Source organism: Halomonas sp. AOP7-E1-9 (assembly GCF_052376035.1).
Taxonomy (GTDB): domain Bacteria; phylum Pseudomonadota; class Gammaproteobacteria; order Pseudomonadales; family Halomonadaceae; genus Vreelandella; species Vreelandella citrativorans.
The window spans coordinates 73,196-86,340 of the sequence record NZ_JBQSVC010000002.1 but is presented as its reverse complement, the minus strand read 5'-3'; the positions used below and the strand labels follow the sequence as shown (position 1 = coordinate 86,340).

General features: G+C 53.8%; 12 protein-coding genes and 2 tRNA genes. 2 read left to right on the top strand and 12 right to left on the bottom strand.

The features are described from left to right. Positions 1-4: 4 nt before the first annotated feature. The 3 genes from purC to dapA all read right to left on the bottom strand — a co-directional run bounded on the left by purC (position 5) and on the right by dapA (position 2,715). Positions 5-721, bottom strand: coding sequence for a phosphoribosylaminoimidazolesuccinocarboxamide synthase (gene purC / locus ACT3R4_RS02060; protein WP_172117407.1), 717 nt, complete (start codon positions 719-721; stop codon positions 5-7). A gap of 30 nt (positions 722-751) precedes the next feature. After that, positions 752-1,735, bottom strand: coding sequence for a lipoprotein, NlpB (locus ACT3R4_RS02055; protein WP_441677239.1), 984 nt, complete (start codon positions 1,733-1,735; stop codon positions 752-754). A gap of 95 nt (positions 1,736-1,830) precedes the next feature. Then, the gene (dapA, locus tag ACT3R4_RS02050) at positions 1,831-2,715 is read right to left on the bottom strand and encodes a 4-hydroxy-tetrahydrodipicolinate synthase (protein ID WP_193053282.1); all 885 of its coding nucleotides are present in this window, start codon (positions 2,713-2,715) and stop codon (positions 1,831-1,833) included. Between the two features lie 251 nt (positions 2,716-2,966). Here dapA and ACT3R4_RS02045 point away from each other — a divergent pair, with 251 nt between their 5' ends. Continuing rightward, positions 2,967-3,443, top strand: a complete 477-nt coding sequence (locus ACT3R4_RS02045; RefSeq protein WP_441677241.1) for a peroxiredoxin — start codon at positions 2,967-2,969, stop codon at positions 3,441-3,443. Between the two features lie 106 nt (positions 3,444-3,549). On the opposite strand, the gene ACT3R4_RS02040 is transcribed toward ACT3R4_RS02045, so the two are convergent. Together ACT3R4_RS02040 and ACT3R4_RS02035 are read right to left on the bottom strand one after the other, a co-directional pair. Then, a complete protein-coding gene (locus ACT3R4_RS02040; RefSeq protein WP_441677243.1) occupies positions 3,550-4,647 on the bottom strand; it encodes an AI-2E family transporter in 1,098 nt (365 codons plus the stop codon). Then, a complete protein-coding gene (locus tag ACT3R4_RS02035; protein WP_172117402.1) occupies positions 4,647-4,907 on the bottom strand; it encodes a sulfurtransferase TusA family protein in 261 nt (86 codons plus the stop codon). The genes ACT3R4_RS02040 and ACT3R4_RS02035 overlap by 1 nt, the downstream gene beginning before the upstream one ends. 155 nt (positions 4,908-5,062) lie before the next feature. On the opposite strand from ACT3R4_RS02035, the gene ACT3R4_RS02030 reads away from it, so the two are divergent. Then, complete coding sequence (locus tag ACT3R4_RS02030) at positions 5,063-6,523, top strand: M48 family metalloprotease (RefSeq protein WP_441677246.1); 1,461 nt, start codon at positions 5,063-5,065, stop codon at positions 6,521-6,523. Between the two features lie 92 nt (positions 6,524-6,615). Here ACT3R4_RS02030 and nadA read toward each other — a convergent pair whose 3' ends face one another. The 7 genes from nadA to ACT3R4_RS01995 all read right to left on the bottom strand — a co-directional run bounded on the left by nadA (position 6,616) and on the right by ACT3R4_RS01995 (position 13,059). After that, positions 6,616-7,647, bottom strand: a complete 1,032-nt coding sequence (gene nadA / locus ACT3R4_RS02025) for a quinolinate synthase NadA (protein WP_441677248.1) — start codon at positions 7,645-7,647, stop codon at positions 6,616-6,618. A 320-nt stretch (positions 7,648-7,967) separates the two neighbouring features. Beyond that, a tRNA-Lys gene (locus ACT3R4_RS02020) sits at positions 7,968-8,043 on the bottom strand. Positions 8,044-8,095: 52 nt separating this feature from the next. Further along, a tRNA-Lys gene (locus tag ACT3R4_RS02015) sits at positions 8,096-8,171 on the bottom strand. A gap of 270 nt (positions 8,172-8,441) precedes the next feature. Beyond that, on the bottom strand, positions 8,442-9,308 hold the full coding sequence (gene rluB / locus ACT3R4_RS02010; RefSeq protein ID WP_087105950.1) for a 23S rRNA pseudouridine(2605) synthase RluB: 867 nt from the start codon (positions 9,306-9,308) through the stop codon (positions 8,442-8,444). Next, complete coding sequence (gene scpB, locus ACT3R4_RS02005) at positions 9,295-10,107, bottom strand: SMC-Scp complex subunit ScpB (protein WP_441677250.1); 813 nt, start codon at positions 10,105-10,107, stop codon at positions 9,295-9,297. The genes rluB and scpB overlap by 14 nt, the downstream gene beginning before the upstream one ends. Then, the gene (locus tag ACT3R4_RS02000) at positions 10,104-11,018 is read right to left on the bottom strand and encodes a segregation and condensation protein A (protein WP_441677326.1); all 915 of its coding nucleotides are present in this window, start codon (positions 11,016-11,018) and stop codon (positions 10,104-10,106) included. The genes scpB and ACT3R4_RS02000 overlap by 4 nt, the downstream gene beginning before the upstream one ends. A gap of 280 nt (positions 11,019-11,298) precedes the next feature. Next, positions 11,299-13,059 (bottom strand): DNA repair helicase RadD, encoded by a 1,761-nt coding sequence (locus ACT3R4_RS01995; protein WP_193056856.1) that lies wholly within the window; start codon positions 13,057-13,059, stop codon positions 11,299-11,301. Between the last annotated feature and the right edge of the window lie 86 nt (positions 13,060-13,145).

Here is a 13,145-nt window from a genome sequence, read left to right as displayed (position 1 = left end):
GCGATCAGGCAGGAAAGGTGATTCCCAGACGCCGACCTACTTCTTCGTAGGCTTCGATCACGCCGCCCAGGCCTTGGCGGAAGCGGTCTTTATCCAGCTTCTCTCGGGTATTGGCATCCCACAGGCGGCAGCCATCCGGTGAAAACTCATCGCCCAGCACCACTTCGCCTTTGAACACGCCAAACTCAAGCTTGTAGTCCACCAGCAGCATATCGCCTTCGGCAAACAGTTGCTTTAACACGTGGTTAACCTTGAAGGTCAGCGTTTTCATCTTGGCCAGCTGCTCGGGCGTTGCCCAACCAAAGGTTTCTGCCAACGACTCGTTGATCATCGGGTCGCCTTTTTCGTCGTTCTTCAAGAACAGCTCAAAGGTAGGCGGCGTAAGTGCAACACCTTCTTCAACGCCCAGCCGCTTTACCAGCCCACCCGCAGCGATGTTGCGTACCACACACTCGACCGGAATCATCTGCATTTTTTTAACAAGGCTCTCGGTATCGGAGAGTTGTTTTTCAAAATGCGTAGGGATACCGGCCTCTTGCAAACGCTCCATAATAAACGCGTTGAAGACGTTATTGACCATCCCTTTACGGGCCAACGCTTCTTTCTTCTTACCATCAAAAGCGCTGGTGTCATCACGAAACTGCAGCACCAGCAGATCCGGATCATCGGTGTGATATACAGATTTTGCCTTACCGGCATAAAGTTCTTGGCGCTTTTCCATGACAGCTCCGAAAGGGATCAAATAAACAGATTAACGTAAATAGCCAGCAACACGTTCTAACAGCTCACGCTGGTCATCGGCATTAAACTCACGCTCACTGGCATTCACCGCGCGTAAAATGGTCTGATTGCCATCGGGCTGCAGCACAATACGTATTTCCTGGGGCATCTTGCGCACATCGGCACTAAATACAATTTGCAGCGGGTTGCGACCACGCTCAGTCTCGGTCATGTATTCCACCAGAAATTCATGACGCTCCGGGCTGGTAGCGAGCAGATTACGCTGACCTTGTAGGGTGAAATCCAACGCGAGATAGTGATTGAGTTCAGCCCAAACACGATCAATCGGCTGGGGAATGACAGCTTCCCACTCATCACCCTGCTGACGAAGCTGTAGCGTTTGCTGGGTATTCAAGCGTTGGGCATTCCAGGAGGAAGCCACGCTCTGTGACGCACTACGCGCCCCCAGAAACTCTTCCAAGGCGTCGAGGCAGCTCGTCATGGTCTGGCCACCACGTTCACAGCGCACTTCACTGCTGCCAGAACGCATGGCACTTTGCAGACGTAAATCGGCCTGCGACGTTACGATAACGCCCTGCGACGCATCGCTTTGCTCCACACCTAGTTGACGGCTACGCGCAAAGGACTCCAACTGCGGCCAGACGGCGCCCGTATCGGCCGCCACCACTAGCCAGCTTTGGCTACCTGCTTCCCGGCGTTCCACGTATTCGGGCTCTAGACCACTGCCAATCGATAACGACTGAGGAGCGCGTATTTCCGCAGCTTCTTCGATGCGGACCCCCTGCATGGCTGCTTGAGGAACGGGCAGTGCATCCTGATAGCGCTGCGCATTGCGGGTCTCTGGCAGCACCAGAGGGGGCGCCGGAGCGGCTTCTGTATAATCCAGGTTACGGTCGTGGTAATAACCATCGCGCGCGCAACCTGCCAGAGCGACAGCCGTTACGAGTGCCAGCGGTATCCATTTAAGCGCACGTTTTTCAAGCACAAAGCTCATCAAGCCACCTTAACAGTCAACAAATCAGTTAACCGGCAGCACATCACTGTGCTCCCGGTAACAAAGGGTATCGCGCTGGGTGTAATGAAAGAGCATTACTCCTCAATCACGCCCGCCAGTTGCAGCGCTTCACTGACAGTGGCGTGGTACTTCTCGGATAACCATGTCAGTGGCAAACGAATACCTGCATCCATATACCCCATCCGGTTAAGCGCCCATTTTACCGGTATAGGATTGGATTCAATGCCCAGATTAGTATGCAACGGCATTAAACGGGTATTAATTTGATGCGCTTTATCTGCGTCGCCAGCGACAGCGGCCACACATAGCTCATGCATTGCCTTAGGGGCAACGTTCGCCGTCACCGAAATATCACCATGCCCACCCATCAGCATAAACTCGCAGGCCGTCGCGTCATCACCGGAATACAGCATAAAGTCACTGCCCTTTAAGCGCGAAATTAGATCTTCTGCGCGCTCAAGGTTTCCAGTGGCATCTTTCAAACCGATGATGTTATCAACGCCTGCCAAGCGTACAACCGTTTCATTGTACAGGTCAGAGCAGGTACGCCCCGGCACGTTATACATGATAACCGGTAGTTTGCTGCCTTCTGCCACCGCCTTAAAGTGCTGGTACAAGCCTTCCTGAGTCGGCTTATTATAATAGGGGCAAACGGACAAACAGTAATCAGCCCCTACTTCACTGGCGTACCGAGCAAGTTCGACGGCTTCAGACGTCGCATTGGCACCCGTACCGGCGATCACCGGAATGCGTCCATTGACCTCCTCCACCACACTGCGGATCACGTCAAAGTGCTCTGCAAACGTCATGGTCGTGGGCTCGCCAGTGGTGCCTGCGGCAACGATGCCGTCTGTTCCGTTATCAAGGTGGAAGTTCACCAGACGACGAAGCGCCTCCCAGTCGATGTCGCCATTGACTTTCATCGGCGTCGCCAGGGCGACAATGCTGCCTGTGATCATCCGTTTATTCCTCATCTACAAAATTATGAGACCAAGCCCAACATGGACATCCAGACAAGGCGCCGAACCACTCTTTTACGCATCATGGCGACTGCCCGTTTGGGCCTACAGAGGGTAAATGGTACTCAGGCGATTCGAGCCTGTACAGCGCAAACCGCTGTGAGTTTGTGATGCACACCTATCATGCCTTTGACATGCTGCCTCAGGTTGCGTGTAATCACCCTATAAGTCGTCAACGATTAGGAGTCTGCATGCATATCGAATTAGGCCAACCTGTCCCCGATTTTTCTGCAAGTGCGACGGGCGATACGACAATCACACTGTCGGAACTACGTGGCAAACAGGTCGTTATCTATTTTTATCCCAAGGCCAGCACACCCGGCTGCACCACCGAAGGCGGCGATTTCCGCGACCATAAAAAAGCGTTCGATAACGCCAATACGGTTATTTTAGGAGTGTCTCGGGACGGTTTGCGTGCCCAGGAAAATTTTAAAGCCAAGCAGGATTTTAACTTCCCGCTCATTTCCGACAAGGATGAAACCGTCTGTACGATATTTGATGTTATCAAACTGAAAAAAATGTACGGCAAGGAGCATCTGGGCATTGAGCGCAGTACTTTCTTAATAGATACAGCAGGCAACCTTGCCAACGAATGGCGTGGCGTTAAAGTGCCAGGCCACGTAGAGGAAGTGCTGGCTGCCGCGGAAGCACTACACGCGAGTCGTTAATAAAAACGCCCGCCCGGTGTCATCACCAAGCGGGCGTTAACTTTTCAAAAGACTCAGCGTGTTAAACCAAGGGCATTGTTAACCCTCGGGCAGCGGCCGTGCGGTCTTATGACTCCGCCTGGATAATACCCTCTTCCCCATTCTGCTCACGAACACCCCTCGGCCAAGCGTAGACCAACGCTTTTAGCAGTGTGGCCAACGGAATGGCGAAAAACACGCCCCAGAAGCCCCAAATACCGCCAAAGAAAAGCACCGCGACAATAATGGAAACGGGATGAATATTATTGGTTTCAGAAAACAGCACTGGCGACAGAACGTTTCCATCCAGTGCCTGAATCACGCCATAGGCAACCAGCACATAAATAAACTGATCGCTTAATCCAAAATGAAAACCTGCTACCGCCATGACCGGCAGTGTAGCCACCGCAGCGCCGATAAAAGGCACCAGCACCGAAAAGCCCACCAGAACGGCCAGCAGCGCTGTATACGGCAAGCCAAAAAAGGTAAAGGTGCCAAACGCTACCGTACCCACAATGATGATTTCGATGAACTTGCCCCGAATATAGTTCGCAATCTGATGATCCATTTCCTGCCAGATGCGCGTTAACAGCGCACGTTTTTGTGGCAACAGCGAAACCGCGAACCCAACCAGCGCCTCGCGGTCCTTCAGCATAAAGAAGACCAGAATGGGCACAAGGACGAGGTAAATAATCAGCGACATGACATTACCCAAAGAGGCCAAGGAGAGCGTCAGCGCACGCTGGCCTAGCTGGCTAATTTCACGGCTTGCTACACCGATCCAGCTCTGCATTTGATCAGGCGTAACCAGGTTTGGGTAGCGCGCCTGCATCTCATCCAACCACCCCTGGCCGCTGGCAAACATGCGCGGCGTTTCATGTACAAACCCTACCAACTGATTCCAAATCAGCGGCATTAAAATGAACGCAAGGGTTAGCAAAGCACTGATAAAGGCTAGAAAAATAAGAGTAACGGCTAAAAGATGAGGCATCCCTCTTCGCGTTAAAGCGCTCACCACCCCTTGCAGCAGAAAAGCCAGAACCAGCGCGGTAAAAAACGGCGCCAGCATGTGGCCAAACAAGATAATGGCCGTAAAGCCAGCCACCAACACCAGCAATAAGACGAGCGCTTCTTCATCAGAAAAATAGCGTTCAACCCAGCTTTTAAGAATAGTACGCATGGTCATTAGTGTGCGTCTCCCGCCTTACGTATCCAAAAAAAGTACGTGCCTTCATGCTGCTCTCGCGCCGCCATCTCATGATTGCCTTGATCAGTAAACGACGCTATATCGCGCCATGAGCCTGCATCAGTGGCACGCACTTCAAGCAACTGCCCAGCCGCCAAACCGGCTAACGCCTGTTTAGTCTTGAGTAACGGCATCGGACACGGCAGCCCACACGCATCAAGCACCACGTCTGGATGAAAACGTACGAATGATTCAGACATACCTGCTCCCTAAAAATGCCTGCATGATCTCGCCATTGTTGCATAAACTGTTTACGTTGCGATGATCACTGTTCACTTGATTTAACGGCACTTTACAGCATCAATCAATGTCACAGCGGTAACCGCTGCGCTTTACCCTTATCAATGAGGATGCCATGCCGCACATACGGACTGCTTATCCCCGCGGGCTCTGCGCGCTAATTGTTGCTTGCAGCATTAGCGTCTCAAGCCCGCCAAGCTACGCACTTAATGACTATCATCTGCCCACGCTTGGCGGTCCCTCGTCATCAGCCAGCAGTGAAGAGTTCCGTTTGGGCCGAGCATGGCTACGTCAGTTCCGGGCCCAGGCGCCTCAGTGGCAAGACCCTATCGTAAGCGATTACCTGGAAAGCCTTGTGGCGCGCCTGCTGCCATACAGCCAATTGGGAGACCTGCAAACGACGATGGTGATGGTCGATAACCGATCACTCAATGCCTTTGCCGTTCCCGGTGGCGTGGTGGGAATCAATTCCGGGCTTTTTTCCTTTGCTGAAGATGAAGGTGCTTTTGTCTCGGTGATTGCTCATGAGCTTGGCCATTTATCACAGCGTCACTACGCCCGAGGTAGCGCGCGAGCAGAACAGACACAACTTCCTGCCATGGCGGCCATGCTAGCGGGCATGCTGGTAGCGGCCAGCGGAGGTGGCGAAGCGGGCCTTGCCGCCGCCATGGGCTCACAGGCTGCCCTGATCCAGGACCAGCTCAGCTACTCAAGACGTTTTGAGCAAGAGGCTGACCGTATCGGCTTACAGGCGATGGCCGATGCTGGCTACGACCCTCATGCCATGGTCCGCATGTTTTCTGCCATGCAACGCTTGGCGCGACTACAAGGCGGCAACCCGCCTGAGTTTCTATTGACCCACCCAGTTTCAGATAGCCGCTTAAGCGATGCACAAGGGCGTGCCTCGCAGCTCAGTGTGGCCAGCACCTATACCAGCAATACGCTTTACGACATGATGCGCGCTCGCGCCCTATTGAGCATTTACCAAAACTCCCCGCAACAAGCCGCTTCCCGCCTTGCCCAGGATGACGCAGAAGAGCCTGCACGCCGCTATCTAGAGGCATTAATGACTGCGCGTAATGGTCAAACGGATCAAGCCTTACAAATGCTCGATCAACTGGCCGCTGAGCTACCGGATTACGGCATGCTGCCTGCATCTGCGGCAAGCGTCGCGCTGGAGGCCCAACGCTATGATGAAGCCATTACCCGAAGCCAGCGCCTTTTGAGGCTGATGCCGTCTTATCTGCCCGCCCAACTGATTTTGGCAGAGGCACAACTGCAGCGAGACCCAGAAGCCGCTTATCAGCTCCTACGTAACATAACAGCGCAAAACCCTGAATACCCTCCTGGCTTTAACCTGCTGGCTGAAGCCGCTGGGCGAAGCGGGCACAACGGTTGGGGGCATTTGGCGCGCGCCGAGCATTTACAGCTGACAGGGCGAGTCGACCGAGGCATTCAGCAACTCTCACTGGCTCGCAACGCGGCCGAGCAAGAGAACGACCAGCAAGCGCTTGCACGTATTGAACAGCGCCGAGAAGCCTTTATTGAATACCGTAAAGCGCTGGATGACTTTTAACGACGTAACGCTTTGAAATGAATGACACGCATAAAGCTCTTGGCCTGCGAAGGGCCAGGAGCCTGATGGGCTGGTCACAGCGTGAAGCTGTTCTATTTAGCGTTGAAATTCAGCATACGCTCAAGCGGCTTTAGCGCTTTCTGGCGTAGCGACTCATCAACATGAATTTCCCCACTGCCGTAGCGCAGCGCATCCGCCAGATTATCCAGTGCATTCATGGCCATCCACGGGCAGTGCGCGCAGCTTCGGCAGGTAGCGCCATTACCGGCTGTCGGCGCTTCAAACAATGTCTTGTCCGGCACCGCTTGCTGCATCTTAAAGAAAATGCCGCGATCTGTTGCCACAATAAGCTGGTTATTGGGCAAGGTTTGAGCGGCCTTGATTAACTGGGACGTCGACCCCGCCACATCCGCCATATTGACCACCGAGTCCGGCGATTCAGGATGCACCAGCACCGCCGCATCAGGATAAAGGCGTTTTAAGTCTTCAATACCTTTCGCCTTGAACTCTTCATGCACAATACAGGCGCCGTCCCACATCAGCATATCAGCACCGGTTTTTTTCTGAATATACCCCCCCAGATGCTTATCCGGCGCCCAAAGGATTTTTTCACCTTTTGCCTGCAGATGCTCAATCACGTCAACTGCAATGGATGACGTCACCACCCAGTCAGCACGTGCTTTTACAGCTGCTGATGTATTGGCATACACCACCACGGTTCGGTCGGGGTTGGCATCGCAAAAGGCGCTGAACTCATCTACCGGGCAGCCAATATCCAGCGAACAGGTTGCCTCCAGCGTGGGCATCAATACGCGTTTTTCAGGCGAAAGGATTTTGGCTGTTTCTCCCATAAAACGCACACCTGCCACAATCAACGTAGTAGCATCATGCTGGGCACCAAAGCGCGCCATTTCAAGGGAGTCTGCCACGCAGCCACCGGTTTCTTCCGCTAACTGTTGGATAGCGTCATCGGTGTAGTAGTGCGCGACCAAGACGGCATTGTGCGTGTGCAGCAGTTGCTTTATCTCTTCGACACGCGCTTGGTCTTCTGCGGGAATACGAGTAGGGCAATACGGGCTAGGGAGCGGAGCATCAAGCTCAGCTTGAGAAGTCATAATAGTCATCGTGTCTACCACTGTGACGAACAGGGAATCCCCCTGTTAAACACTAGTCGCGACCTGTGTCATCCACACATGCCGCTCGCGATTGCAACAGGCCGCTGCGTCTCTCGCGGTGACCTACTGCGCTACTAACTATTTCTCTAAACTATTTCTCTAAACTGTTTTCTCTTAACAGCTTTCTCTAATGAACTTTTCTTAATCACATTGCATGCAGCCATTGTGGTGGCAAATTGTTGTCTTCTGCAAGTGGTATATTGCGCGGCTGTGCACATCAGGCACACAGCAAAACGCCCCTGGCAGCAAGCTACCAAGGGTGTTGAATTTGGTGGGTCGTGTAGGATTCGAACCTACGACCAATTGATTAAAAGTCAACTGCTCTACCAACTGAGCTAACGACCCAAATTTTTGCTTACCGTACTGACATAGCGGTATGTCTAATTACGCTGTTCGATGGTGGGTCGTGTAGGATTCGAACCTACGACCAATTGATTAAAAGTCAACTGCTCTACCAACTGAGCTAACGACCCCTTCGAACGGATGCATATAGTACAGACTATGATCAGCCATGGCAAGAAGTTTTTAACTTTTTCCCGCACTGCACCCACAGGATTAGCCTTTGATCCCGCAGTGTAATTAAAGCGGGTTTCATGGCCCATGCGAGTCTCTACCGCCACGATCATGCCTGGTACAACAACGATCGTTTTAAGGTACCCAGATACTTAAAAGCCAGCCATCAAGCGATTGATGGCTGGCCAGTGCGAACCAATTTTCCACCCCTGGTTTGGGTAGTTATAAAATTAGCGGCGTTTAGGCTTGCGCATTGTCTGTACCGGACGACGCTTATTTTTGTCGCGGCTCCAACGGTTCTTCTCGTCAGGCGTCAGCTCAGGCACCTTACGTGCTTCAAGGTTAGCGATCGTGGCGAGATCATCGACTTCGTCTTGCGAAAGCTCGACCCACTCTCCCGCTTTAGCACGCTTATCAATAAAAATGTTGCCGTAACGCACACGCTTCAGGCGGCTAACCGTTAGCTCTTGAGACTCCCACAGGCGGCGCACCTCGCGGTTACGTCCCTCAAGAATGACGACGTGGAACCAGGTGTTGATACCTTCACCACCAAACTCTTGCACATCGGTAAAGCGAGCAGGGCCATCTTCCAGCATAACGCCATCCACCATCGCTACGATGTGTTCGCGCTTTACTTCGCCCATTACGCGCACGGCGTATTCACGCTCAACCTGGGTTGAGGGGTGCATTAACCGGTTGGCAAGCTCGCCATCGGTCGTGAAAAGCAGCAGACCGCTGGTATTGATATCCAGTCGGCCAATGGCAATCCAGCGCTCGCCTTTTAGCCGTGGCAAACGCTCAAATACGGTACGACGGCCTTCCGGGTCTTTACGGGTGCACAGCTCGCCTTCTGGCTTGTTGTACATGATGACGCGACGCGGCGCTTCGTTCTCGGGTCGCAGTGTAACGGGGCGGTCATCGAAACTTACTTTATCGCGAATTTCAACGCGGTCACCCAACTTGGCGACCTGGCTGTTGACCTTTACTCGGCCATCAGAAATAGCGGTTTCCATTTCGCGCCGCGAACCCAGCCCCGCTCGGGCAAGCACTTTCTGGAGTTTTTCACTAACGGGAGGGGTGTTGTTACTCTGAGTCATGATCGTCTGACCTCATATCATTGGTCTGCGTGCGTGCGCTGTCATCATGTGAGCGCTGCGCACGTGCCGCAAGTCGAGCTTCTAAATCAGCAAAACTTAGCGGCTGGGTTAACGCCGTCTCGGCGTGGTCGTCGGCTCTCTCAGCCGTCTTGGGTGGCGCATCCTGCACGCTTTCTGGCGCTTCGTCCAGTGTTTCTTTGGGCTTCTCTTCCTCACTCTCTTCTTCGAGGAGAGCCTCTTGTGAAGCCGGTAACTCAGCCTCTTCCCTCTTCTCCCAATTAACCAATTCATGCATGGGGGGAAGTGCATCCAGTGTTTTCAGGCCAAAATCGTCCAGAAAGCTTCGTGTAGTGGCGTAGACGGCTGGCCGCCCGGGCACATCGCGGTGGCCAACAACACGAACCCATCCACGCTCCATTAAGGTGCGCATGATCGAACTGCTCACGCTGACCCCGCGTACTTCTTCGATATCACCACGGGTGACAGGCTGCCGATAGGCAATCAACGACAGCGTTTCAAGCAGCGCACGCGAATATCGCTGGGGGCGTTCGTCCCAGAGGCGTGACACCCAATGCGCAAGGCGTGGCTGAATACGCAGCTGAAACCCTGATGCGGTTTCCACTAACTCTAACGCGCCCTCTTTATGGCGCAGAGCAAGGCGCGCTAATGCGTCACGCAACTCTCGTCTCGGCGGGCACTCATCGTCGATAAATAACGTTTCGAGCCGCTCGACATCCAACGGTTCGCCTGCGGCGAGCAGCGCGGCTTCTATAATGTTGTCTAAGGTGGTGTCCTTCATGGTGCCTCCTCATCAGGCTCAAAGGCAGGCTCTTCAAAGGCGCCGTCTGCTTCCTCAACAGCAAGCGTTTCAAAAGCGGCTTCTTCATCCACTATCGCGCCGCTGCGCGCCCGTACATGGATAGGAGAAAGTGGTGCGTTCTGGACAATTTCGATCATTGCCTCTTTCGCTAGCTCCAAAATAGCCATAAAGGTGACGACCACGCCTGCCCGCCCCTCTTCCATGGTAAACAGGGCTTCAAAAGGTGTGTAGCGTTGGTGTGCGCTGTCTTCGCTGAGCTGCTCCATGATCTTGAGCATACGCTCACGGGTAGACAGTACCTCACGGCTAATCTGATGGGACTGCGTTAATTCGGCACGTTTAAGGATATCGGAAAGAGCACTCAGCAGTTCGTCCAGTTCTACATCCGGGTGAATCACCCGCGACTCAAGCGGGGGTAAACCAGCCTGTACGCTAAACCAATCACGCCCTACGCGAGGCAATGTATCCAGCGTTTCAGCAGCGGCTTTTAAACGCTCATACTCTTGCAGGCGACGAATCAGCTCTGCCCGGGGGTCCTCTTCACCTTCGCCCTCCGCTTTGGGCGGCCGAGGCAGTAGCGAGCGCGATTTAATTTCCGCCAACATCGCGGCCATCAGCAAGTACTCACCGGCAAGCTCGATCTCCATCGCCTGCATCAGCTCTACGTACTCAATGTACTGGTGGGTAATCGCGGCCACGTTGATCGTCAAGATGTCTAAATTTTGCCGACGAATAAGGTAAAGCAAGAGATCCAGCGGTCCTTCAAAGGTTTCCAAAAAAACGCGCAGCGCCTCGGGAGGAATATACAAATCCTCCGGCAGTTGAGTAATGGGCTCATCGAACAGCCGCCCAAGCACCTCGACGATTGGCTCTTGTGCCAACGTAGCCATGCGTTCAGGATCAGCGGTGGCGTTGTGTGTGTCGCTCACTCAGTCGGTATCTCTTGGTCAGTGGGCATTAGGCTCTGTCTGAAAAGTGTCTGCGCTCGACAATACGGCGTTAAAAATTGGCTCGTGCGCGAGTCCGATCAAAATACTCATTTACACATGTAAACTCCGTTTTTTCGCCAATTTTTGCCTTGTCTTGTCTTCGCTCGTCGACTTTTCAGACAGCCCCTAGAAGGCAGTGTAACAAAGTCGGCACCTGACGTTGCGCCTGGCGCACGGTGCGTTAGCCTGCTTCGGCAGCTTTACGATAGCGTCCTTCGTAGTCGAAGAGCTTGTCGCGAATCTGGAAATGTCGGCCCACCTTGCGCCCGACCACAAAATCCGGATAGCGCAAGCGGCGCTGCTCGCTAATAACGTCCTCTGGCTTGAGGGGTTGCCAGGGCGTACCCGGAGCGCGCAAATGCCGACGCAAAAAGGCGGCATAAAAGGCGCGGCGCTGGGCGGGGGTTTCCAAAGCAAACCACTCAGAGAGTGTTGTGCCATCCTCATCGTAATAGGTCACTTTCAGACGCGGCAGACCACGGCCATTAAGGGTTGCGTCCAATTGCATGCCACTTACCCGTAATACTCGGGCATCTTTTAATTTGAGTGCATCTTTAAGCTTGTCATCAGCATCCACCAGCAGCTGTTCGCAGCCGTGGCAGCGACGCGCCGCAATATCATTCTCAGCGCCACAGTTATCGCACACCTTGAAGCGAAAGCGAAAATCACACTGGTGGCGCTTGCCTTTATCATCTTCAAGCAGCCCTTGGCAGCGGCGCCCAAAATGCTCAATGACCAGTTCGCCGTCGCGCTTGCCCCAAAACAGATTAGCGTGGCCGCAGGCCGGGCATTCAACCTGCACCGGCTCATTGTCGCCCGGCGGTTTTGGCTCGCCCACTTCTGGTGCGTAAAGGTCCCAGGGGTTGCCCGCGTAATCCAAAATAAGGCAATCCTGCTTACCTGGCGAGAGTCGAAGCCCCCGGCCCGCAATCTGCTGATAAAGGCTGACCGACTCCGTAGGCCGAAGCATCGCTATCAAATCTACATGCGGCGCATCAAAGCCGGTCGTCAGTACCGAGACATTCACCAGGTATTTAAGCTCACGCGCCTTAAAGGCATCAATCAGCTTAGTACGCTCCACCGACGGGGTCGCTCCGGTAATCAGCGCTGCCTGGTCGGCAGGCAAATACCCCATGATCTCTTCAGCGTGGGCGACAGTTGCTGCAAATATCATCACCCCATGCCGCTCAGTGGCACGCTCAACAATCTGACTGATAATCATGGGGGTGGCGCGATTGCCTGCCACGACGAGATTTAGCTCCGCTTCACGGTAATGGCCGTTTTCTGCCGACGCCAGCATGGAAAAATCATACCCTTCAATCGCCATATCCAGGCGTTTGGGTTCGGCAAGATAGCCTTGCTTGACCATCAAGCGCAGCGGCTGTTCGAACACGCAGTCACGAAAAAAGCTTGCGTCACTGCCGCGCACCATGCCGTGGTAATGACGATGGTAGATAAACCCTTGGCCTAGCCGGTAAGGCGTCGCGGTCAGCCCTAACACTTTCAACTTCGCGTTTTGTGCCCGCAGGTGATCAATCACTTGGCGGTAGCTTGCGTCTTTATCAAGCGACACCCGGTGGCACTCATCAATGACCAGCAGAGTGAAGCCTTCGTCATTGAACGCCTCCAGATTACGCACTACCGACTGCACCGAGCCAAACACGACCTGGCGCGACGCTTCCTTGCGCTTTAAACCCGCGCTGAAAATATCGGCTTTAAGCCCATAGGCCTGGTACTTGGCGTGATTCTGCTCCACCAGCTCGCGTACATGCGCCAATACCAATACGCGACCTCTCGCCAAGCGGGCCAGTTCGGCAATCACCAACGACTTCCCGCTTCCCGTAGGTAATACCACCACCGCGGGTTCGCTGGACGCACGAAAATGCGTAATAACACGTTTCACCGCGTCCGTTTGGTAAGGGCGTAAAGCAGGTGGCGGCATATAACTCCAACAGCCAGAAAATTACTTTGCTGGCTCAAGCGGGCAAGAGCAGCCAAGAACAGCGTTAGCCATAACGGTGGCCCAAG

What these genes read in the sequence shown, in the direction of transcription:
- purC (WP_172117407.1), bottom strand. Translation starts at nt 721, where the DNA reads ATGGAAAAGCGCCAAGAACTTTATGCCGGTAAGGCAAAATCTGTATAT.
- ACT3R4_RS02055 (WP_441677239.1), bottom strand. Translation starts at nt 1,735, where the DNA reads ATGAGCTTTGTGCTTGAAAAACGTGCGCTTAAATGGATACCGCTGGCA.
- dapA (WP_193053282.1), bottom strand. Translation starts at nt 2,715, where the DNA reads ATGATCACAGGCAGCATTGTCGCCCTGGCGACGCCGATGAAAGTCAAT.
- ACT3R4_RS02045 (WP_441677241.1), top strand. Translation starts at nt 2,967, where the DNA reads ATGCATATCGAATTAGGCCAACCTGTCCCCGATTTTTCTGCAAGTGCG.
- ACT3R4_RS02040 (WP_441677243.1), bottom strand. Translation starts at nt 4,647, where the DNA reads ATGACCATGCGTACTATTCTTAAAAGCTGGGTTGAACGCTATTTTTCT.
- ACT3R4_RS02035 (WP_172117402.1), bottom strand. Translation starts at nt 4,907, where the DNA reads ATGTCTGAATCATTCGTACGTTTTCATCCAGACGTGGTGCTTGATGCG.
- ACT3R4_RS02030 (WP_441677246.1), top strand. Translation starts at nt 5,063, where the DNA reads ATGCCGCACATACGGACTGCTTATCCCCGCGGGCTCTGCGCGCTAATT.
- nadA (WP_441677248.1), bottom strand. Translation starts at nt 7,647, where the DNA reads ATGACTATTATGACTTCTCAAGCTGAGCTTGATGCTCCGCTCCCTAGC.
- rluB (WP_087105950.1), bottom strand. Translation starts at nt 9,308, where the DNA reads ATGACTCAGAGTAACAACACCCCTCCCGTTAGTGAAAAACTCCAGAAA.
- scpB (WP_441677250.1), bottom strand. Translation starts at nt 10,107, where the DNA reads ATGAAGGACACCACCTTAGACAACATTATAGAAGCCGCGCTGCTCGCC.
- ACT3R4_RS02000 (WP_441677326.1), bottom strand. Translation starts at nt 11,018, where the DNA reads ATGGCTACGTTGGCACAAGAGCCAATCGTCGAGGTGCTTGGGCGGCTG.
- ACT3R4_RS01995 (WP_193056856.1), bottom strand. Translation starts at nt 13,059, where the DNA reads ATGCCGCCACCTGCTTTACGCCCTTACCAAACGGACGCGGTGAAACGT.